Consider the following 19,086-nt stretch of genomic DNA (forward strand, 5'->3'; position numbering starts at 1 on the left):
ATCCCTGCGCCCGCAAAGCGAAACAACGCTTGGCCGAGCCCGGTGATGAACAAGAGGGGAGACGATGAAGGCAGTTATCTTGGCAGGTGGTCTCGGTACGCGGATCAGCGAGGAGTCGCACCTCAAGCCAAAGCCGATGATCGAGATCGGCGGCAAGCCAATTCTTTGGCACATCATGAAGCAGTATTCCGCTCATGGAATCCACGACTTCGTGATCTGCCTGGGCTACAAGGGCTATGCCATCAAGGACTTTTTCGCCAACTACTTCCTGCATACCTCTGACGTCACCTTCGACATGTGCAACAACCGCATGGACGTTCATCAGAACTACAGCGAGCCATGGCGCGTGACGCTGATCGACACGGGCGAAGAAACCATGACCGGCGGGCGGCTGCGTCGGGCGGCGCGTTATCTGGAAAACGAAGAGGCGTTTTGCTTTACCTATGGCGACGGCGTCTCGGACCTCAATATCGGTGCGCTGGTGGATTTTCACTTGGCGCACGGCAAGCTTGCTACGGTCACGGCCGTCCAGCCGCCGGGACGCTACGGCGCGCTGGAGCGCAATGGCGATACGGTCCTGGGCTTTACCGAAAAACCCCGGGGCGACGGTGGCTGGATCAACGGTGGTTTCTTTGTACTCTCGCCGAAGGTCCTGCCTTATATCGCTGACGACCAGACCTCCTGGGAGGCCGAGCCGCTGGCGGCATTGGCAACGGAACAGCAGCTCCAGGCGTTCCAGCACGACGGTTTCTGGCATCCAATGGACACCTTGCGGGATAAAAACCACCTCGAAGCCCTGTGGCAAAGCGGGGAGGCCCCATGGAAGCAATGGGACTGAGCCCGGAGTTCTGGCGCGGCAAGCGGGTGCTGGTCACCGGCCATACCGGCTTCAAAGGCAGTTGGTTGACGCTCTGGCTGCAGAGCCTGGGCGCGCAGGTCAGTGGTTTTTCCTTGGACCCGGCCACCCAACCGAACCTGTTCGAACTGGCCCGGGTAGGCGAGGGCATCGATGATCGACGCGGCGACTTGCGCGACCTCGGCGCCTTGCTGGAAGTGCTTGCCGACGTGCAGCCGCAGATAGTCCTGCACCTGGCGGCCCAGCCGTTGGTGCGTGAGGGTTATCGCGACCCGTTGGGTACCTATTCCAGCAATGTCATGGGCACCCTGAACCTGCTCGAGGCGATCCGTCAGATTGGCGGCGTGCGCGCCTGTGTATTGGTAACCACCGATAAGGTCTACGCCAATCAGGAGTGGCTGTGGCCCTATCGTGAAAATGAACCCTTGGGCGGTCACGATCCGTACAGCAGCAGCAAGGCTTGCTGCGAATTGCTGGCGCAGTCTTATGCCGCATCGTTTTTCTCTGCCGATCGTTATGCCGAACACGGTCTGGCCCTGGCCACGGCCCGTGCCGGTAATGTGCTGGGCGGCGGTGACTTCGCTCCTGAGCGTCTGATTCCGGACGTGCTCAGAGCCTGGTCGGCGAACGAGCCGGTGACGCTGCGCTATCCCCAGGCCGTACGCCCTTGGCAGCACGCCTTGGAGCCGCTGGCCGGTTACCTGCAATTGGCCGCGAGCCTCTTTGAGCAAGGTCCGGAGTTCGCCGGTGCCTGGAACTTCGGACCCGGAGAGGCCGACATGTGCAGTGTTGGCGAAGTCGTCCAGTTGCTCGCCGAACGCTGGCCGTTGGCGCCAGGCTTGCGGATTGAACCGAGTGATTTGCACGAGGCTGGCCTGTTGCGCCTGGACAGCAGCCGCGCCCGGCAATTGCTCGATTGGCAGCCGCGCTGGTCGCTGCAGCAATGCCTGGCCCAGACCCTCGATTGGCATTTGGCCTGGCAGAACGGCGATGACATGCGTGCGATAACTCTGAATCAATTGAATCTCTACAGGGGTCGGTTATGACTGATTTCACCCTTCAGGCGTTAGCGCTGGAAGGCTTGTATCTGATCCGGCAAAAAGTCTTCTGCGATGATCGTGGGCGTTTTGCCCGATTGTTCTGTCAGTCCCGCCTCACGCTTCAGGGACGACCGTTCGCTATCCGCCAGATCAACCATTCACGTACGGTCGAAAAAGGTAGCGTACGAGGCTTGCACTACCAAAAGGCCGGATATGCAGAGTCCAAGCTGATTACTTGCATACGTGGCGCGGTATGGGATGTGGTGGTCGATTTGAGGCCGCAATCCCCAACCTACCTGCAGTGGCATGCCGAAGAACTGCGAGCCGATGACGGACGCAGTTTGCTGATTCCTGCCGGCTTCGCCCATGGTTTCCAAGCCCTGACCGATGATACTGAGGTGCTTTACCTGACAGATGCAGACTACGCGCCAGATCATGAAGCCGGCCTCTCGGTCATTGATCCTGCACTGTCTATCCCCTGGCCGCTGCCGGTTAAAAACCTGTCGGCCAAAGACGCGAGCCATCCGTTGCTGGACAAAGACTTCAGTGGAGTTGAGCTGTAATGGGGTATTCCTCGACCGTGCTGGTCACGGGGGCCACCGGTTTTGTCGGTCGGCATCTGGTCAGTGCTTTACTCGCCAAAGGCTTCAAGGTTCGAGCTTCAGGTCGAAACGCCGACATCGCGCGTGCTATGCCATGGTTTGATGATGTGGAGTTCTGCGCGGTAGACATCCACGCACCGGACCTGGACGTGGGTGCTCTGACTGACGGGGTCGATACCATCGCGCATCTGGCTTGGCCAGGCCTGCCGAACTATCAGGCGCTGTTCCATTTCGAGCGAACCTTGCCTTTGGACTACGCGTTTCTCAAACGCGTGATCGAGGCCGGCGTCAGCCATGTGCTGGTCACCGGTACCTGTTTCGAATACGGGCTGCAAAGTGGCCCATTGAGCGAGACGATGATCGCACAGCCCTGCACGCCGTATGGTCTGGCGAAACATACGTTGCATCGGTTCCTTGAAGCCTTGCAGCGAGAGCATGCATTTACGTTGCAGTGGGCACGCCTGTTTTATTTGCATGGTGCAGGACAGAATCCTAATAGTCTGTTGGCCAGTCTTGATCGGGCGATTGATGAAGGTGATGGGCAATTCAACATGTCTGCGGGCGAACAATTACGCGACTATCTGGAAATCGGACAAGCCGCTTCTCAGTTGGCCTCGCTGATTGCGCGGCGCGATGTCGATGGGGTAATCAACTGTTGCAGTGGCCATCCGGTGTCGGTACGGGCGCTGGTTGAACAGCGAGTGCGCGAGCGTCAGTCGGCCATCGCCTTGAATCTGGGGCACTACGGCTACTCGAGTCATGAGCCCATGGCGTTTTGGGGCGATGCTCAGCGGATTTCGCAGCTCAGGAGAGAAGAACATGCAGCATGAACTGTATCGGGCGAGCGGACTGCCGATCCTGCAGAACCGTACATTTGCCACTGCCGAACAGGCTCAGGCGTCGGCCAGTGCGGATATCGTGCTGGTGCAGGACAGCCAGAGCGGTCTGATCTTCAATCAGGCATTCGACGCCAGCAAACTCAGTTATGACGTCGATTATCAAAACGAGCAGGCACACTCAGTGCAGTTTCAACAGCACCTGAATGATGTCGAGGCGATCCTGGCGCAACATTTCAAAGACAAAAGCCTGATTGAAGTTGGCTGCGGCAAAGGTTATTTCCTAGAAATGCTGCGAGGCCTTGGCTACGCCATCACCGGGATCGATCCTTCCTATGAAGGTGACAACCCTGATGTGATCAAGGCTCCCTTCAGTCGAGAGCTGGGCATGGCGGCTGACGCTATCGTGTTGCGCCATGTGCTGGAGCACATCAGTAATCCGGTCGGCTTTCTGGCTGAAATCGCCGCTGCCAACCAGGGCGGACAGATTTATATCGAAGTGCCGTGTTTCGACTGGATTATTCAGCACAGCGCCTGGTTCGACGTGTTCTACGAGCATGTGAATTACTTCCGCCTTGCCGATTTGCGCGCAATGTTCGGGACGGTGCACGAGGCTGGGCATTTGTTCGGCGGCCAATACCTTTACATCGTTGCAGACCTGTCGACACTGTGCTGTACACCAGCCGAGGCACCACAGCCGCTGATGCTGCCGGAGAACTTCACCGCCAGCCTCGACCGCGCCGTGCAGATCATCCGCGGAGCGCCCGAGCAAGGTTCGGCGATCTGGGGTGCTTCCTCCAAAGGCGTGATCTATTCATTGGCGCTGCAACGCGCAGGCGTGGCAGTGGATCGTGTGGTGGATATCAATCCGGCTAAGCAGGGGCGCTATTTGCCTCTGAGTGGTGTGCGCGTGTCTTCTCCCCAAGAGGCGATGGACACCTTGCCCGAAGGCGCCAATCTGTTTGTGATGAATTCCAATTACCTCGAAGAGATCAAGCGGATGACCGGTGGGCGCTACGTCTATCACGCCGTTGACAGCGCTTCGTTCCAATAACCGCGAGACTCGAACATGACCGACAATACCCTTCACCAAGCTTTTGAAGCCCAATGCCAGGCTGAAATCTCAGCTCAAGGCCAAGACGAGAAAGTCGTTGCGCTGGCCAAGGAGTTTTTCAACGAATCGGCCCGCCACAAGTACAGCTACCATTTTTCATGGATGGGCCGGCCGATCATCCAACTGCCACAGGACATGATGGCCATGCAGGAGTTGATCTGGCAGATCAAGCCTGACCTGATCATCGAATGCGGTATCGCCCACGGCGGTTCGATCATCTATTACGCCTCGCTGCTGGAGTTGCAAGGCCACGGTGAAGTGCTGGGTATCGACCTGGATATCCGCCCGCATAACCGCGAAGCCATCGAGAGCCACCCGATGAACAAGCGGATCTCGATGATCGAGGGTTCGAGCATCGATGCGGCCATCGCCGAGCAGGTTCATGCGGCGGCCAAAGGCAAGAAAGTCATTCTGGTGCTCGATTCCAACCACACCCATGATCATGTGCTCGAAGAACTGCGTTTGTACGCGCCGCTGGTTTCGGTGGGCAGCTATTGCGTAGTGATGGACACGGTGGTCGAAGACATGCCGGCGGACTTTTTCCCGGATCGTCCATGGGGCCCGGGCGACAACCCGAAAACCGCCGTATGGAAATACCTTGAGGAAAACGGGGATTTTGAAATTGACCAGCAATTGCAGAACAAACTGCTGATCACCGTTGCTCCAGACGGTTATCTGCGTCGGGTTCGTTAATCCATCCGTTTCAAGTCATTGGCGTCTGGCAGGTTGTGGGGACAGGAAATATGCAGGTTCGAAACAATATTCAAAACAACGTGGCACCGCTGAGCGAGCGGTTCACGGTGGTGGTGATCTCCCACAACCGCAGCGCATTCCTGCGGCGCACATTGCATTACTACAGTAGCTATCCGTGTTCGGTGCTGGTGCTTGATTCGTCGGTTGAGCGCGATGAGCAAATCGCCCGGGATTTTCCGTCGGTTGATTATCGCCATTTGCCTCAGTTCACCTACAAGGGGCTGCAGGACAAACTGGTGTACGGCGTCAATCAGGTCACGACGCCGTACATGGTGTTCGCCGCCGATGACGATTTCCTGTTGCACGATGCGTTGACCGAATCGGTGGAGTTTCTCGAGGCCAACCCCGACTACGGCCTGTGCCATGGCTACGGGATCATGTATCTGTCGTGTGCGACCGAAGTGAATTACTTCCGTCGCGATCGCAAGGTGCATGAGGATTACAACAGCGAGCTGGCCGAAGACCGGGTAATCCGCTTCATGGATCAGTTCCTGCCGCCATTTTATGCCGTGACCCGCACTGATCTGCTGCAGCAGTGGTATGGCCTGTTGCCGCCGGGCACCAGTTTCGAATGGCAGGAGATCGGCCACACCTTTTATCTGCTGGCCTGCGCCAAGGCGCGGATCCTGCCGATTCCATTCGCCGTTCGTGAACTCAACTACGGCGGCTCAGAGCACAACACCAACGTGTTGACCGTGCTCAGCTACAAGGATGCAAAAAGTGTCGCCGAGCGAGAGCAGTTCGCGGAGTTCCTGGCGTCCCTTCCGACACCGCTGCGCGAGCAGGCTCCGGGACGGATCAAGCAGATTGCTCTGGACAGCTTCGCGGCCATGGCTGACTGCCTGCAGCAAGGGCGTTCACTTAAGGGTACACAGATCATTCGTTCGGCCTGGCTGCAGGCTGGTGACGAGCCAGTGCGTTCGTTTGGCCCGCAACAATTTGTCGAGATGCCTTTTTACAACCAGCGCGTATTCGATCTCCTGACCCAGTTTGAATTCCTGTTGCACGCCATGCCGGCCGGTCGCCTGCAGCTTCAGCAGTTGGAAGGTATTCTGCTACGCCAGCACGAACTGATGCGCGTGCAACCCAACGATAACGAACGCACATTGCGCAGTCGCTTGTGGGAAGCCCAAGGCCTGTACGCGTTCAACCGTACCGTGGTCAAACGCCTGGCCGAATCGTTGAAAAACAGCGACGAGCCTGAGGAGGCGGTGAAGTTGCAAGCCTGGCTCGAGCGTCTGAACTCAGTGCCGGGGCAGCAGGATCGCCGGATACTGGAAAACACGCATTCCGGCCGTCTGTTGAGCTGGCTGGACGCGCGCAATCCCGATGCACAACAGCTCAAATCTATCGCCGCCCATCTGGCCGAACATCAGGGCGGGCCACGGTTTGGCATCCTGTTGCTGGACCTGGACGCTGACATGTTCAAGCTGCAGGCCACCTTCGACAGCCTGGTCAATGGCCATTGCAAAGCATTCAACGTAGTGGTGTTCACCACGGGTGACCTACCGGCGACCACTTCGGTACGTGACACCGTACACTTCGTCAAAGTCAGCCCCACCAACTATGTCGAGCGCATCAACCAGATCATCGGGCAGTCCAGCGCCGACTGGCTGATGCTGGCCGAGGCCGGTGACCAGTTCACCGCCAGTGGCCTGCTGCGCGCCAGCCTCGAACTGATCGGTGCCGAAGGTGTGCGCGCCGTGGCCATGGATGAAATCCAGCGCAAGGCTGACGGCAGCCTTACCGACGTATTCCGTCCGGGCGTCAACTTCGACCTGCTGCAATCGGTGCCCTCGTTGATGGCGCGTCACTGGCTGATTCGTCGTGAGGTGCTGGCCCAGGCTCGCGGCTTTACGGCTGAATACACTCAGGCCCTGGAGCTGGATCTGTTGTTGCGCCTGATTGAAGACGCAGGGTTGGCCGGCCTGGCGCACCTGGCCGAGCCGTTGTTGATCTGCAACGCCCCGGCCCAGGAAGAAAACCCCCAGGAGCGTCAGGTACTGACACGTCACCTGGCCGCTCGAGGGTATCGCGCCCAAGTCACCTCGGCACAGCCGCTGACGTACCAGATCGATTACCAGCACGCCGAGCGGCCCTTGGTATCGATCATTTTCGAAAGCCGGGACAACCTTGAGCAAGTACAGCAGGCGCTGGTCAGCGTGCTGCAGCGCACGCGTTACCATCGGCATGAAATTCTGATCGCGGACAATCACAGCCAATCCGAAACGTTGGCCCAGTGGCTCGACAGCCTGGAAGGCAAGGGCGATCGGATCCGCATCCTGCGCAGCGACCAGCGCCTCGGCACTTCGGCCCTGAACAACTGGGCGAGCGCCCAGGCCAAAGGGGATTACCTGGTGCTGCTGTCGGCCCAGGTGCAGGTGGTCAACGCCAACTGGCTCGACAGCCTGCTCAATCAGGCCCAGCGGCCAGAAGTGGGAGTCGTCGGCAGCAAACAAATGGATATACGCGGCATTACCACCCAGGCTGGCCTGGTGCTCAGGCCCGACGGTCAGGTGGTCACGGTATTTGTTGGCGAGCGCAAGGACGCCAAGGGCTACCTCAATGGTCATCAGGCGGAACAGAACTACTCGGCGGTGTCCGGCGCGTGCTTGATGATCCGCAAAGACTTGTTCGACGCTGTGGGTGGCCTGGACGAAGAGCACTTCGCCGACGCCTTCGCCGATGTCGATTTGTGCCTGAAAGCGGCTGATGCGGGTTATCTCACGGTCTGGACACCCCAGGCCCAGATGCTGCACGCCGGTACGTTCCCCGATGCGCCGGAGGCGGCCGACGCCTTGCGCAACAAGTGGCAGGCGCGCTTCGACCACGACGCCGCTCGTAACCCCAACCTGGCCCTGACCGGTACTGGCTTCGCGCTGGGCGACGCCACGGCGGTGGACTGGGCGCGGTTGCTTCCATAGGTCTGGTTGTTCAAAAAGGACTCATTGTATGGTTAACGACAAACGGAATTTCAAAAAAGCGTGCCTGCACTGGGTGCCTGCATCATGCGTTGAGTCTCAATTATGACGCCGTATCGAATTCCTTATGGCAGGCAAAGCATTAATCAGGCAGACATTGACGCAGTCATGGAGGTGCTTACATCGCCTTGGTTGACCCAGGGTCCTACCATTGAGCGTTTTGAGAACGCTTTGGCTGAGCATTGCCAGGCGAACTACGCCATTGCCGTTTGCAACGCCACAGCGGCTTTGCACATAGCCTGTCTCGCCGCAGGGCTGGGACCAGGAGATCGCCTTTGGACGAGCCCGAACACTTTTGTAGCGTCGGCGAACTGCGGGCGCTACTGCGGGGCTGAAATCGATTTCATTGACATTGATCCGGGCACACTGAATCTGGATGCGAAGTTACTGGCGGAAAAGCTTGCAGCAGCTGAGGCGGCCGGAAAGCTACCCAAAGTCGTTGTGGCGGTCGCTTTTGCAGGACAGAGTTGCGATATGCAGACCATTTCGCAGTTGTCCGTGCGTTATGGTTTTACATTGATCGAGGATGCTGCCCACGGAGTAGGCGCTTCCTATCTAGGGCGTCCGGTAGGTTGCGGCCAATACGCGGCAATGACCATCTTCAGTTTTCATCCTGTCAAAATTATCACCAGCGCCGAGGGTGGCATGGTGTTGACCAATCGTGCGGAGTTTGCCGAACGTCTTCGGCGGTTGCGAAGCCACGGTATTACCAGTGACCCTCGGCAGATGAGCGTACCCGACACAGGTCTTTGGTATTACCAACAATTGGAACTGGGCTTCAATTACCGCATGACCGACCTTCATGCGGCGTTGGGTTTGTCTCAGTTGGAGCGCCTGGATGTTTTTGTTGCCAGGCGTCGTCAATTGGCTACACGCTATAACGATTTGTTAGCAGATCTGGCGGTCACTTTGCCTGTCGCTCAGCCTGGTGCGGAGTCCGCGTGGCATCTTTATGTTGTGCGATTGAAGTTGGCTCAGATCAAATTGAGCCAAACACAAGTCTTCGACGCCTTGAGAGCTGCGGGGCTGGGCGTGAACCTGCACTACATTCCCGTGCACCTACAGCCGTATTATCAGGAGTTAGGTTTCAAGAATGGCGATTTTCCCGAAGCGGAGCGTTATTTCGGTGAGGCGATCAGCCTACCGCTTTATCCTGATCTGACGGATGAGGAGCAGGTTGAAGTGGTGGAGATTTTGCGACAGACATTGAAATGAATATCGGACTTGAGCGATTTAAAGAGATGCACGCTGGAGACCGAGTGTGGAGCCTTTATGGCGAAAAAACGTCCTTGAGAAATTGCTCTTGAGCGCAGTCGCGATCATTCCTGCCCGTGGCGGCAGCAAACGGATCCCGCGCAAGAACCTGAAGCTGTTCGATGGCGTCCCGATGATCGTCCGCTCGATTCGTACAGCCTTGGCGTCACGGTTGTTCGATGACGTGATCGTCAGTACCGACGACGAAGAGATCGCTGAGCTGGCGCAGGCCCATGGTGCACAGGTGCCGTTCATGCGACCTACGACATTGGCCGACGATTTCACGGGGACGGCAGCGGTGATTGCCCATGCCTTGGGCGAATTGGATGAGCGCTCGTTCGATTTTGCCTGTTGCATCTATGCTACCGCGCCGCTGTTGCAGGCTCGGTTCCTGCGTGAGGGATTTGAGTTGTTACGCGAGCACCCTGACAAGTCATTTGCGTTTTCAGTGACCGGTTTCGGTTTTCCCGTACAGCGGGCCTTGACCTTGGATGAGCAGGGCGCGCTGACTCCGCTTTATCCGCAGTTTCGCGACACGCGCTCCCAGGACCTGCCCGAAGCGTTTCAGGACGCCGGCCAATTCTACTGGGGGCGCCGGGAGGCCTGGTTGCGCGGTGATAAATTGTTTTCACCCAGCAGCTTGCCGGTGGTCCTGCCTCGCCATCTGGTGCAGGACATCGACACACTCGAAGATTGGAAACGGGCCGAATACCTCTATGCGGCATTGAAGGCTGGCGGTGAGCTGCAATGAGGGTTCTGATCCGTGCCGACGCTTCGCCAACCATTGGCAGTGGGCACATCGCCCGCTGCCTGACCTTGGCTCGGGTGTTGCGCGAGCAGGGGGCTCATGTCGCGTTTGCTTGCCGCCAGTTGTTGGGGCATCGCCTGCAAGCGTTGGCGTCCGAAGGCTTCGAGACGTTTGTCCTACCGGATTTTTATCCTGGGGAAGACCCGCAGCAGGCCATCGAGTCCTTGCTGCCCTGGCAGGCGGATATCACGGCGTTGGAACAGGTATTGGCCGGCCAGGCTGGTTTCGACTGGCTCATCGTCGACCATTACGGCCTGGATCATCATTGGCAAACTGCCGCCCGGCGCTTTGCGCCAAGGATCATGGCAGTGGATGACTTGGCCACCCGCACTTATAGCGTTGATTTGCTGCTCAACCAGAACCTGTCCGGGAACCGAGCTGCCTACTCGGGTTTGTTGCCAGCGCATTGCCAGGCGCTGTTGGGGCCGCGTTATGCGCTGTTGCGAGATGAGTTTCGCTGCGGGGCGATTACCATAAAACCCCAGGCCAGGCGTGTACTGGTGAACTTCGGTGGGTTTGACGCGGCGATGCAGACTCACCGTGCCATGCTCGCGCTGGCGGATTTCGATGAGCTTGAAGTCGATTTTGTCGCGGGTGCCGACAACCCGGCCTGGGCTCAGATGCTGGGGATGTCGGCGAGTCGACCTCACTGGCGACTGCACAGCTTCGTCAGCCATTTCCATCAGCTCATGATCGAAGCCGATCTGTTCATTGGCGCCGGTGGTGGTACCAGTTGGGAGCGCGCCGCAATGGGGTTGCCAACAATTTGCATCGCGGTATCGAATAATCAGCAGGCCAATAGCGAGGTGATGGCGATCTCCGGAGCCCATATTTATCTCGGCCGCCACGAGGAGGTCAGTGTCGAACAGTTACGTCAGGCCATTGGCTTTGTCGCAGGCAATCAAGACCTGCGCAGAAGTTTGGCCGAGCACTCCCGGCAACTGGTCGATGGCCTGGGCGTCCAACGGGTCGCCGTCGCGTTGGCCGGTGCATTGTTGCAAGTTCGCCCGGCCACACAAGACGACGCCCAATTGCTTTTTGATGGCCGTAACGCCGAGGCTGTGCGCCGTGTATCGCTGGATACATCGGTGATCGACTGGAGCCGCCATTGCCAATGGTTGCAAGCAAGCCTGGTCAATGCGCAACGCCTGTTGCTGATCGGCGAAGCGGCAGATGGCCCGGTGGGCGCATTGCGTTATGACCTGCAGGGTGACGAGGCGCTCGTGTCAATCTATCTGTTCGAAGACCGGATGGGGCTGGGGTGGGGCAAAGCGTTGCTGGCCCGTGGCGAAGCGTTTGCTGCTGTCCATTGGCCTCAATTGCGGGCTCTTACCGCACAAGTTTTGCCGGCCAATCAAACCTCCCTGAGCCTGTTTCGCCAGGCCGGTTTTATTCAGAGCACTTGCGTGCTCACGCGCGTATTGAAGGACCACCCTCATGAGTAGTTTCAAGATCGGCCACCGTACCCTCGGGGCGGAGGCGCCTCCGTTCATCATTGCCGAGATGAGCGGCAATCATAACCAGTCCCTGGAGGTGGCGTTACAGATCGTCGAGGCCGCCGCCCGGGCGGGGGCGCACGCCTTGAAGCTCCAGACCTACACGGCCGATACCATGACGCTGGATTTGAGCGCGGGCGAGTTTTTCATCAAGGACCCTAACAGCCTCTGGGCTGGAACGTCTCTTTATGATCTGTATGAAAAAGCCCATACACCTTGGGAATGGCATGCGCCGATTTTTGCCCGGGCCAAGGCGTTGGGCATGCTGGCGTTCTCGACCCCGTTCGACGAAACGGCGGTAGATTTTCTTGAGAGCCTGGATGTGCCAGCCTACAAGATCGCCAGTTTCGAAAACACGGACCTGCCACTGATCCGCCGGGTTGCCGCGACTGGTAAACCGTTGATCATTTCCACCGGCATGGCCAGCATTGCCGAGCTCGACGAAACCGTGCGCGCCGCCCGCGAGGCCGGTTGCAAGGATCTGGTGCTGCTCAAATGCACCAGTACCTATCCGGCCACGCCGGCCAACAGCAATGTGCGCACTATCGCTCATTTGCGAGAATTGTTCGGCTGTGAGGTGGGCTTGTCGGACCATTCCATGGGGGTCGGGGTCTCTGTCGCCGCCGTGGCGTTGGGCGCGACCGTGGTGGAAAAACATTTCACTCTTGACCGCGCCGCTGGCGGTGTGGACGCCAGTTTCTCTCTGGAACCGGCGGAACTCGCGGCGCTGGTGATCGAAACCGAGCGCGCCTGGCAGGCGCTTGGGCAGGTGCACTATGGCGTGACGGAGGCTGAGCGCAAGTCGCTGGTCTATCGCCGGTCGCTGTACGTGACGCAAGACATGAACCCTGGTGATGCGTTTACACCGCAGAACCTGCGGGCCATCCGCCCGGGCCTGGGATTGGCTCCCAAACATGTGGACTCGGTGATGGGCCGGTGCGCTCGCCAGGCAATCGCGCGGGGTACTCCCCTGGCCTGGGCGCTGGTTGAATAGCTTTGTGATCGAGCTAATCAGTAAAATCGCGTGACCTATGAGTCATAACGCGCATCTTCACTGTATTGTATTGACCGGGAAGATGGCGCCTGGCCCTTATCAGGCCCAGTGATAGCCCTTTACACTTCCCGTTTGTCGGCGCCCCTCGATTCCTTGCGAGCGGTGGTATTGGGCTGTTTTTGATTGGGAAGCCGTAATGATTGGCATAAAAAGCATTGCGAGCTACGTTCCTGTAGCCGGCGTGGACAATTACGCACAGGGTGCGAAATTCGAAAAGGATGAAGAGTTCATCCTGGGCAAGATCGGTTCGGCCTTCTTGCCACGCAAGGATGACGGGCAGGAAACCTCGGACCTGTGTGTAGAAGCGGCCAATGCGCTGTTTGCCAACAATCCCGGACTGAAGCGCGAATCTGTCGATGTACTGATCGTCGTCACCCAGAACGGTGACGAAGAAGGTTTGCCTCACACGGCGGCCATTGTTCAGGACAAGCTCGGCTTGCCGACCACCGTGGCGGCGTTTGATATCTCCCTGGGCTGTTCGGGTTATGTCTATGGCATCTACGCCATCAAGGGCTTCATGGAAGCTGCCGGCCTGAAAAATGGCCTGCTGATAACGGCCGATCCGTATTCGAAAATCGTCGATCCGGAAGACCGCAACACCACGATGTTGTTTGGCGACGCCGCCACCGCGACCTGGATGGGTGAAGAGGCGCCTTGGCAGCTGGGCAAGGCCAAGTTCGGCACCGACGGTTCCGGCGCGCCGCACCTGAAGGTCAGCGACGGCGTGTTCTTCATGAACGGCCGCCAGGTGTTCAACTTCGCCTTGCTCAAGGTGCCGGCCCATCTGCATGAGTTGCTCGCCGATTCCGATCTGCAGGCCAGCGACATTGATGCGTTCTGCATTCACCAGGGCAGTGCGGCGATTGTCGATGCCGTGGCGCGGCGTTTCGAGGGTGAGCCGGAAAAGTTCATCAAGGACATGGTCGAGACCGGGAACACCGTGTCGTCGAGCATTCCGTTACTGCTGGAAAAACACGTGCTCGATTCCGATTGGACGCGCGTGGCATTAAGTGGTTTTGGCGTGGGCCTGTCCTGGGGCTCGGCGATCATCTATCGCCCGTAAACCACTAAAACCCGGGCACAAAAATAGCGTCCAAGGTGTAACCTTGAACGCTATTTTTTTGCCTGATGCAAAAGCGAGATGCCATGAGCGAGTTCTTTGAACACAACCTCCAGGTGATCCAGCAGCGTTGGCCTGCCCTGGCCGAGCACCTGTTGCTGGAGGATGTTGGTGCGTTGCAGGCGGATCTGGTCGAGGGGCTTGGTTCGACCCTGAGCATCAATGGCATTCAGTTGACCAGCCGCCATGACCGTCTCGCCGAGGCAGACCTGCAAGCCGCCAGCCTGCCGCTGGACGCTGCCATTGTGCATGTTTATGGCACTGGGCTGGGGGATCTGCAAGGCCGGCTGTTGGAGCGGGTAGGGCTCGCGAAACTGTACGTGCATGTCCTCAACGGTTCGGTGTTCGCCTTGGTGTTGCAGCTGCTGGATCAATCGCCATGGCTCGCCGATCCACGGGTCGAACTGCTTTATGCGGGGGACCTTGCCGAGATCCAGTCGCCATTTTTTGCGTTGCCTGCCGAGCTGGTGTTAGCCGATGACTTCAACGCGAAAATTCGTGATCGATTGATCAGTGAAACCCACCTGGCGTTCAACAACCGTGAATTCCACCCTGAGGCACCGCAAATCATCGAGCGCCTGCAAGCCACTTTCGGCCTGGTGCAAGCAGATCGTGATGTTACCGAACTGTTCAACTCCCTAGATGGACGGGAAGCGTTTGTCATTGCCACCGGCCCTAGTCTTGAGCAGCACTTCGAGACGCTGCGCGGCCTGAACGACCAACCTGGGCGTCCCTTGCTGGTTTGTGTCGATACGGCCTACCGACCGTTGATCAACCACGGCATCCGACCGGATATTGTGGTCAGCATCGATCAACGTATCTCGACGCAACATCTCCCGTCGCAAAACACGGGCGCCATTTCGCTGGTCTACATGCCAATGGCTGACCCCGTGATGCTCCGCGCCTGGCAGGGGCCTCGGTATTGCGCTTACTCCTCCAGTCCGATTTATGGATCGTTGCGTCAACAATCGCGTCGAGGCGAACTGCATGTGGGCGGCAGCGTGATTCATCCGGCGGTGGACCTGGCGGTAAAAATGGGAGCGGCACACATCACTCTGTTCGGGGCCGATTTCGCCTTCCCTAATGACAAGACCCATGCCGGCTGGGGGGATGGCGACCTCGGGCCGCAACTGGGCGCGGCAAAACACTGGGTGCTGGATGGTCATGGCCAGCGGGTCAAGACCCAGCTCAACTTTCGCAGCTATCTGTGTGAACTGGAGCGTTTTATCGCCGACCATCCCCAGGTGCGTTTCTATAACAGCAGTCGGGATGGGGCGATGATCGTGGGCACTGTTTTTCATCCGGAGTTTGTGCGATGACCGGGCTTGAAACTCTGGTTGTTGATGCCCGTGAGTGCGCGCGCCTGTTTCGTCTGGGGTGCGATGTCGAGGCAGGGCTGGCGATGGTGGCGATGATCGAAGCGGCACAGGCTTTTATCGAGCTTATGCCTGGCGACCTCCAATCATCGTGGAGCGGGTTGCTCACGTTGATGTTCAACGATCAACAGGGCCAGAACTGGCTTTCGCTGGCTGATTATCTTGAGTACGAGTTGGTTGATCTGTTGACCGCTGGTCAGGCGATTTAAGTCGTTGGCCTGTTGATCGTTGCCATCTTCCGATCAGGTTCCGATTGCGGCAGTTCCCTGGCGTCATTTTTTTACCCTGCGGGTGTTGCCAAGTCCTTGATTTATGAGGGGTGGCACCCTGATGGCAAAATTTTTGAAAAAACCGCTAAAGCAAGTTCCGATTACGACGATAACTATTACGAAGGTTCTCTAGGCCACACCCGGCGGTTGCCAGGGCCGGAAGCCGCAGTACCCAACCAACGAGGAATTCGTCATGGCTTTAACAGTAAACACCAACGTCACATCGTTGAACGTTCAGAAGAACCTGAACCGGGCTTCCGATGCTCTCTCCACTTCGATGACCCGTCTGTCTTCCGGCCTGAAAATCAACAGCGCCAAAGATGACGCCGCCGGCCTGCAGATCGCTACCCGTATGACTTCGCAAATCCGCGGTCAGACTGTTGCGATCAAAAACGCCAACGACGGTATCTCCATCGCTCAGACCGCTGAAGGCGCTCTGCAGGAATCCACCAACATCCTGCAGCGTATGCGTGAACTGGCTGTCCAGGCTCGAAACGACTCCAACGGTACTGCTGACCGTGTGGCTCTGAACAAAGAATTTGCTCAGATGTCGGACGAACTGACTCGTATCGCTGATTCGACCAACCTGAACGGCAAGAATCTGATCGACGGTTCCGCTGGCACCATGACCTTCCAGGTCGGTTCCAACACCGGTGCTACCAACCAGATTACCCTGACTCTGGATAGCGGCTTCGACGCTGCAACCCTGAGTGTTGACTCTGGTGCCATCGCCATCACCGGTAACAGCAGTGCCACTGCAGAAGCCAGCACCTCTGCTGCAATCGACGCAATCGACGCTGCACTGGCAACCATCAACGCCAGCCGTGCTGACCTCGGTGCTGCACAAAACCGTCTGACCAGCACCATCTCCAACCTGCAAAACGTCAACGAAAACGCTGCTGCTGCATTGGGTCGCGTACAAGACACCGACTTCGCTGCTGAAACTGCCCAGCTGACCAAGCAGCAGACTCTGCAACAGGCTTCCACTTCGGTTCTGGCCCAGGCCAACCAGTTGCCATCCGCTGTACTGAAGCTGCTTCAGTAATAGCTGGATGAGTTTTAGCGGGGGAGTGCGCTTGCGTACTCTCTCGCTTTTTCCGTTCAAGAGGTGATGGACATGGATATGAGCGTGAAGCTGAACTTGTCTTATCCAGCTGCGAAGCCGGCGACGACATTTGCCGAAAAATCAGCGGAGAAGCCTCGAGCCGATGCTGCCGAAGTGGTACCGGTCAAGGATAAGCCCAAAGACGCCGTGGCCGAGCAAGAGAAGCTGAAGAAGGCGGTTCAGGAAATCGAAACCTTCGTTCAGTCGGTCAAGCGCAACCTGGAGTTCTCAATCGATGAGCCTTCAGGCAAAGTGGTTGTCAAAGTGATTGCCAGTGGTTCCGGTGAAGTGATTCGCCAGATCCCTAATGAAGAAGTGCTTAAACTGGCGAACAGTTTGAATGATGCAAGCAGCCTGTTGTTCAGCGCACAAGCCTGACAGCTGGCACGAATTTTGTTGTTTGGTTCTTTTGAGCGTTGTAAAGGTCAAAAGGCCGGCGGCACACTGAAGGGAGTCCCACATGGCAAGTCCAATTCTACCTGGCTTGGGTTTAGGCTCTGGCCTTGATACCGGTGCTATCGTCAAGGCATTGGTGGATTCTGACAAAGCAGCCAAGCAAGGTCAGATTGACCGTGCCACCAAGACCAATGCGGCCAATATTTCGGGGATCGGCACCCTGAAGTCGCTGCTGGCTACCTTCCAATCTGCGCTTGAAAGCCTGGGCAGCACGACCACGCCCCAATTTACTGGGGTCGCTGCTACTTCGGCCAACACCAGTGCGTTGACGGTGACAGCCGGAAATTCGGCAGTTAGTGGCACTTACTCGGTAAATGTCACTCAGTTGGCGACGTCATCAAAAGTCGCTACCGCCGCATTCGCGGGTGGCACCTCCAGTGCCGTAGAGGCGGGCACGCTGACCATCAGCCAAAGTGGCACCGATTACACGCTTGATATCCCAGCTGACGCGACGCTGCAGTCGGTTCGGGATGCGATCAATAGCAAATATTCCTCCAGTGGTTTGACCGCCAACATCGTCACGGACAACTTTGGTTCCCGTTTAGTGGTGGGGTCGACGAAAACCGGCGCTGGCAGTGATATCTCGCTCAGCGGAATTGCCAGCCTGGCCGCCGACGGTTCTACGGAGATGGGGACGCCCAGCGCAACTTCTTCGGGTTCAATCGGCCTCGCTAAAGACGCAATTTTTACTGTTGATGGGCTGTCAATGACCAGTCCAACCAACAAGCTGGATAATGTTATTTCGGGCTTGAACATGACATTACTCGTCGCCGGCTCCGGTCCGACAACTGTCACCGTTGCCGCCAACACCGACGGCCTGAAAGCTTCGATCCAGAAATTCGTCGATGCTTATAATGCCATTGCCAAGGCAGTAACATCGTTGACGAAGCCTTCGACGGATGCTGATGGTAATTCCGTTCCTGCAGCGTTGACCGGCGACTCATTGCCACGCTCGCTTTTGGCCGCGATTCGCGCGCCGTTGTCCGAAACCGGTGCCGGCGATAAGCTGACCGTGTTGTCCCAATTGGGAATTACGACCAACCAGACGACTGGCGCCCTGGATTTTGACAGTGCAAAATTCGCAACTGCCGTGAACGAAAAGCAGTTGGGTGGGGAAATCCAGACCCTGTTCACCGGGGAAAATGGCCTGATCGAGCGCATGCAGAATGCACTCAATCCCTACACGGAGACCAGTAAGAAGGACTCCAATGGAAAGTCCGTCGATAACATCCTTACGGCGCGATCCAAGAACCTGGAAATTCTTAAGGCGAAACTGAGTGAAGACCAGTTGGCCTTGGACCGCCGCATCGAAACCCTCACCGCTGTACTGACCAAAAAGTACAACGACATGGACACTCTGGTTGGCAGGCTTAAAGCCACCGCCAGCAACATCACCTCCATGTTCGAAGCGTTGACGGCACAACAGAAAAACAGCTGATCTTCGACCGATGCAAAAGGCCCGGCAACGTTTTGACAGCGTTCCGGGCTTTCGGCTTTTCGACCTAAAGTTTTTTGACGCAGCGTCGATACGCTGTTTATACGAACCGAAGTTTTTTGATGAGGTAGAACATGAATCCGATGTTAGCCCTTCGCCAATACCAGAAGATTGGCGCCCAGGCGCAAACCTCCGAAGCAAGTCCCCATCGTCTGGTGCAGATGCTGATGGAGGGCGGGCTGGATCGCATTGCCCAGGCCAAGGGTGCAATGGAGCGTAAGGATATCGCCAACAAAGGCGTACTGATCAGCAAGGCCATCGGCATTATCGGCGGTTTGCGTGAAGGCCTGGACCTGGAAAACCAGGCCGAATCGGTAACCGAGCTGGATAACCTCTATACCTACATGATGAAGCGCCTGGCCGAAGCCAACGCCAAGACTGATCCGAAGATCCTCGACGAAGTCGCCGATCTGCTTGGCACGGTCAAGGAAGGTTGGGATGCCATCGCTGTACCGGGTCCGCAATTCTAAG

The 19,086-nt window shown here is 57.6% G+C and carries 18 protein-coding genes; all 18 read left to right on the forward strand.

Translation table 11 applies throughout. The features are described from left to right. Positions 1-64: 64 nt before the first annotated feature. The 18 genes from rfbF to fliS all read left to right on the forward strand — a co-directional run bounded on the left by rfbF (position 65) and on the right by fliS (position 19,085). Positions 65-838 carry a glucose-1-phosphate cytidylyltransferase gene (gene rfbF / locus AC09SL_RS00150; protein WP_058545679.1) on the forward strand — a complete coding sequence of 258 codons (774 nt, stop codon included), beginning with the start codon at positions 65-67 and terminating at the stop codon, positions 836-838. After that, the gene (gene rfbG, locus AC09SL_RS00155) at positions 820-1,902 is read left to right on the forward strand and encodes a CDP-glucose 4,6-dehydratase (RefSeq protein WP_058545678.1); all 1,083 of its coding nucleotides are present in this window, start codon (positions 820-822) and stop codon (positions 1,900-1,902) included. Before rfbF ends, rfbG begins: the two co-directional genes overlap by 19 nt. Further along, positions 1,899-2,459: a dTDP-4-dehydrorhamnose 3,5-epimerase gene (gene rfbC, locus AC09SL_RS00160; RefSeq protein WP_058545677.1), complete on the forward strand. Its 561-nt coding sequence runs from the start codon at positions 1,899-1,901 to the stop codon at positions 2,457-2,459. Before rfbG ends, rfbC begins: the two co-directional genes overlap by 4 nt. Then, entirely contained in the window at positions 2,459-3,328 is an 870-nt protein-coding gene (locus tag AC09SL_RS00165) for an NAD-dependent epimerase/dehydratase family protein (protein WP_058545676.1), read from the forward strand. The genes rfbC and AC09SL_RS00165 overlap by 1 nt, the downstream gene beginning before the upstream one ends. After that, positions 3,318-4,388: a class I SAM-dependent methyltransferase gene (locus AC09SL_RS00170; protein WP_058545675.1), complete on the forward strand. Its 1,071-nt coding sequence runs from the start codon at positions 3,318-3,320 to the stop codon at positions 4,386-4,388. Before AC09SL_RS00165 ends, AC09SL_RS00170 begins: the two co-directional genes overlap by 11 nt. A 15-nt stretch (positions 4,389-4,403) precedes the next feature. Further along, the gene (locus tag AC09SL_RS00175) at positions 4,404-5,141 is read left to right on the forward strand and encodes a cephalosporin hydroxylase family protein (protein WP_058545674.1); all 738 of its coding nucleotides are present in this window, start codon (positions 4,404-4,406) and stop codon (positions 5,139-5,141) included. A 50-nt stretch (positions 5,142-5,191) separates the two neighbouring features. Beyond that, complete coding sequence (locus AC09SL_RS00180) at positions 5,192-8,125, forward strand: TIGR00180 family glycosyltransferase (protein WP_058545673.1); 2,934 nt, start codon at positions 5,192-5,194, stop codon at positions 8,123-8,125. Positions 8,126-8,227: 102 nt separating this feature from the next. Further along, positions 8,228-9,397 (forward strand): UDP-4-amino-4,6-dideoxy-N-acetyl-beta-L-altrosamine transaminase, encoded by a 1,170-nt coding sequence (pseC, locus tag AC09SL_RS00185; protein WP_058545672.1) that lies wholly within the window; start codon positions 8,228-8,230, stop codon positions 9,395-9,397. An 88-nt stretch (positions 9,398-9,485) separates the two neighbouring features. After that, the gene (gene pseF, locus AC09SL_RS00190) at positions 9,486-10,187 is read left to right on the forward strand and encodes a pseudaminic acid cytidylyltransferase (RefSeq protein ID WP_064106894.1); all 702 of its coding nucleotides are present in this window, start codon (positions 9,486-9,488) and stop codon (positions 10,185-10,187) included. Next, positions 10,184-11,689, forward strand: coding sequence for a UDP-2,4-diacetamido-2,4,6-trideoxy-beta-L-altropyranose hydrolase (gene pseG / locus AC09SL_RS00195; protein ID WP_064106895.1), 1,506 nt, complete (start codon positions 10,184-10,186; stop codon positions 11,687-11,689). The genes pseF and pseG overlap by 4 nt, the downstream gene beginning before the upstream one ends. After that, complete coding sequence (gene pseI, locus AC09SL_RS00200) at positions 11,682-12,734, forward strand: pseudaminic acid synthase (protein WP_058542246.1); 1,053 nt, start codon at positions 11,682-11,684, stop codon at positions 12,732-12,734. Before pseG ends, pseI begins: the two co-directional genes overlap by 8 nt. 196 nt (positions 12,735-12,930) lie before the next feature. Next, a complete protein-coding gene (locus tag AC09SL_RS00205) occupies positions 12,931-13,857 on the forward strand; it encodes a ketoacyl-ACP synthase III (protein WP_058542247.1) in 927 nt (308 codons plus the stop codon). Between the two features lie 83 nt (positions 13,858-13,940). After that, positions 13,941-15,233, forward strand: coding sequence for a motility associated factor glycosyltransferase family protein (locus AC09SL_RS00210; protein WP_058542248.1), 1,293 nt, complete (start codon positions 13,941-13,943; stop codon positions 15,231-15,233). Continuing rightward, positions 15,230-15,499, forward strand: a complete 270-nt coding sequence (locus tag AC09SL_RS00215; RefSeq protein WP_058542249.1) for a hypothetical protein — start codon at positions 15,230-15,232, stop codon at positions 15,497-15,499. Before AC09SL_RS00210 ends, AC09SL_RS00215 begins: the two co-directional genes overlap by 4 nt. A gap of 253 nt (positions 15,500-15,752) precedes the next feature. Then, the gene (locus AC09SL_RS00220; RefSeq protein WP_058542250.1) at positions 15,753-16,604 is read left to right on the forward strand and encodes a flagellin domain-containing protein; all 852 of its coding nucleotides are present in this window, start codon (positions 15,753-15,755) and stop codon (positions 16,602-16,604) included. Between the two features lie 72 nt (positions 16,605-16,676). Continuing rightward, the gene (locus tag AC09SL_RS00225; protein WP_058542251.1) at positions 16,677-17,042 is read left to right on the forward strand and encodes a flagellar protein FlaG; all 366 of its coding nucleotides are present in this window, start codon (positions 16,677-16,679) and stop codon (positions 17,040-17,042) included. 82 nt (positions 17,043-17,124) lie between these two features. Further along, on the forward strand, positions 17,125-18,558 hold the full coding sequence (gene fliD / locus AC09SL_RS00230) for a flagellar filament capping protein FliD (RefSeq protein ID WP_058542252.1): 1,434 nt from the start codon (positions 17,125-17,127) through the stop codon (positions 18,556-18,558). 131 nt (positions 18,559-18,689) lie between these two features. Further along, positions 18,690-19,085 carry a flagellar export chaperone FliS gene (gene fliS, locus AC09SL_RS00235; protein WP_014337156.1) on the forward strand — a complete coding sequence of 132 codons (396 nt, stop codon included), beginning with the start codon at positions 18,690-18,692 and terminating at the stop codon, positions 19,083-19,085. Position 19,086 lies beyond the last annotated feature (1 nt).

The sequence above is a fragment of the Pseudomonas sp. PF05 genome (genome assembly GCF_056521845.1).

What these genes read in the sequence shown, in the direction of transcription:
- rfbF (WP_058545679.1), top strand. Translation starts at nt 65, where the DNA reads ATGAAGGCAGTTATCTTGGCAGGTGGTCTCGGTACGCGGATCAGCGAG.
- rfbG (WP_058545678.1), top strand. Translation starts at nt 820, where the DNA reads ATGGAAGCAATGGGACTGAGCCCGGAGTTCTGGCGCGGCAAGCGGGTG.
- rfbC (WP_058545677.1), top strand. Translation starts at nt 1,899, where the DNA reads ATGACTGATTTCACCCTTCAGGCGTTAGCGCTGGAAGGCTTGTATCTG.
- AC09SL_RS00165 (WP_058545676.1), top strand. Translation starts at nt 2,459, where the DNA reads ATGGGGTATTCCTCGACCGTGCTGGTCACGGGGGCCACCGGTTTTGTC.
- AC09SL_RS00170 (WP_058545675.1), top strand. Translation starts at nt 3,318, where the DNA reads ATGCAGCATGAACTGTATCGGGCGAGCGGACTGCCGATCCTGCAGAAC.
- AC09SL_RS00175 (WP_058545674.1), top strand. Translation starts at nt 4,404, where the DNA reads ATGACCGACAATACCCTTCACCAAGCTTTTGAAGCCCAATGCCAGGCT.
- AC09SL_RS00180 (WP_058545673.1), top strand. Translation starts at nt 5,192, where the DNA reads ATGCAGGTTCGAAACAATATTCAAAACAACGTGGCACCGCTGAGCGAG.
- pseC (WP_058545672.1), top strand. Translation starts at nt 8,228, where the DNA reads ATGACGCCGTATCGAATTCCTTATGGCAGGCAAAGCATTAATCAGGCA.
- pseG (WP_064106895.1), top strand. Translation starts at nt 10,184, where the DNA reads ATGAGGGTTCTGATCCGTGCCGACGCTTCGCCAACCATTGGCAGTGGG.
- pseI (WP_058542246.1), top strand. Translation starts at nt 11,682, where the DNA reads ATGAGTAGTTTCAAGATCGGCCACCGTACCCTCGGGGCGGAGGCGCCT.
- AC09SL_RS00205 (WP_058542247.1), top strand. Translation starts at nt 12,931, where the DNA reads ATGATTGGCATAAAAAGCATTGCGAGCTACGTTCCTGTAGCCGGCGTG.
- AC09SL_RS00210 (WP_058542248.1), top strand. Translation starts at nt 13,941, where the DNA reads ATGAGCGAGTTCTTTGAACACAACCTCCAGGTGATCCAGCAGCGTTGG.
- AC09SL_RS00215 (WP_058542249.1), top strand. Translation starts at nt 15,230, where the DNA reads ATGACCGGGCTTGAAACTCTGGTTGTTGATGCCCGTGAGTGCGCGCGC.
- AC09SL_RS00220 (WP_058542250.1), top strand. Translation starts at nt 15,753, where the DNA reads ATGGCTTTAACAGTAAACACCAACGTCACATCGTTGAACGTTCAGAAG.
- AC09SL_RS00225 (WP_058542251.1), top strand. Translation starts at nt 16,677, where the DNA reads ATGGATATGAGCGTGAAGCTGAACTTGTCTTATCCAGCTGCGAAGCCG.
- fliD (WP_058542252.1), top strand. Translation starts at nt 17,125, where the DNA reads ATGGCAAGTCCAATTCTACCTGGCTTGGGTTTAGGCTCTGGCCTTGAT.
- fliS (WP_014337156.1), top strand. Translation starts at nt 18,690, where the DNA reads ATGAATCCGATGTTAGCCCTTCGCCAATACCAGAAGATTGGCGCCCAG.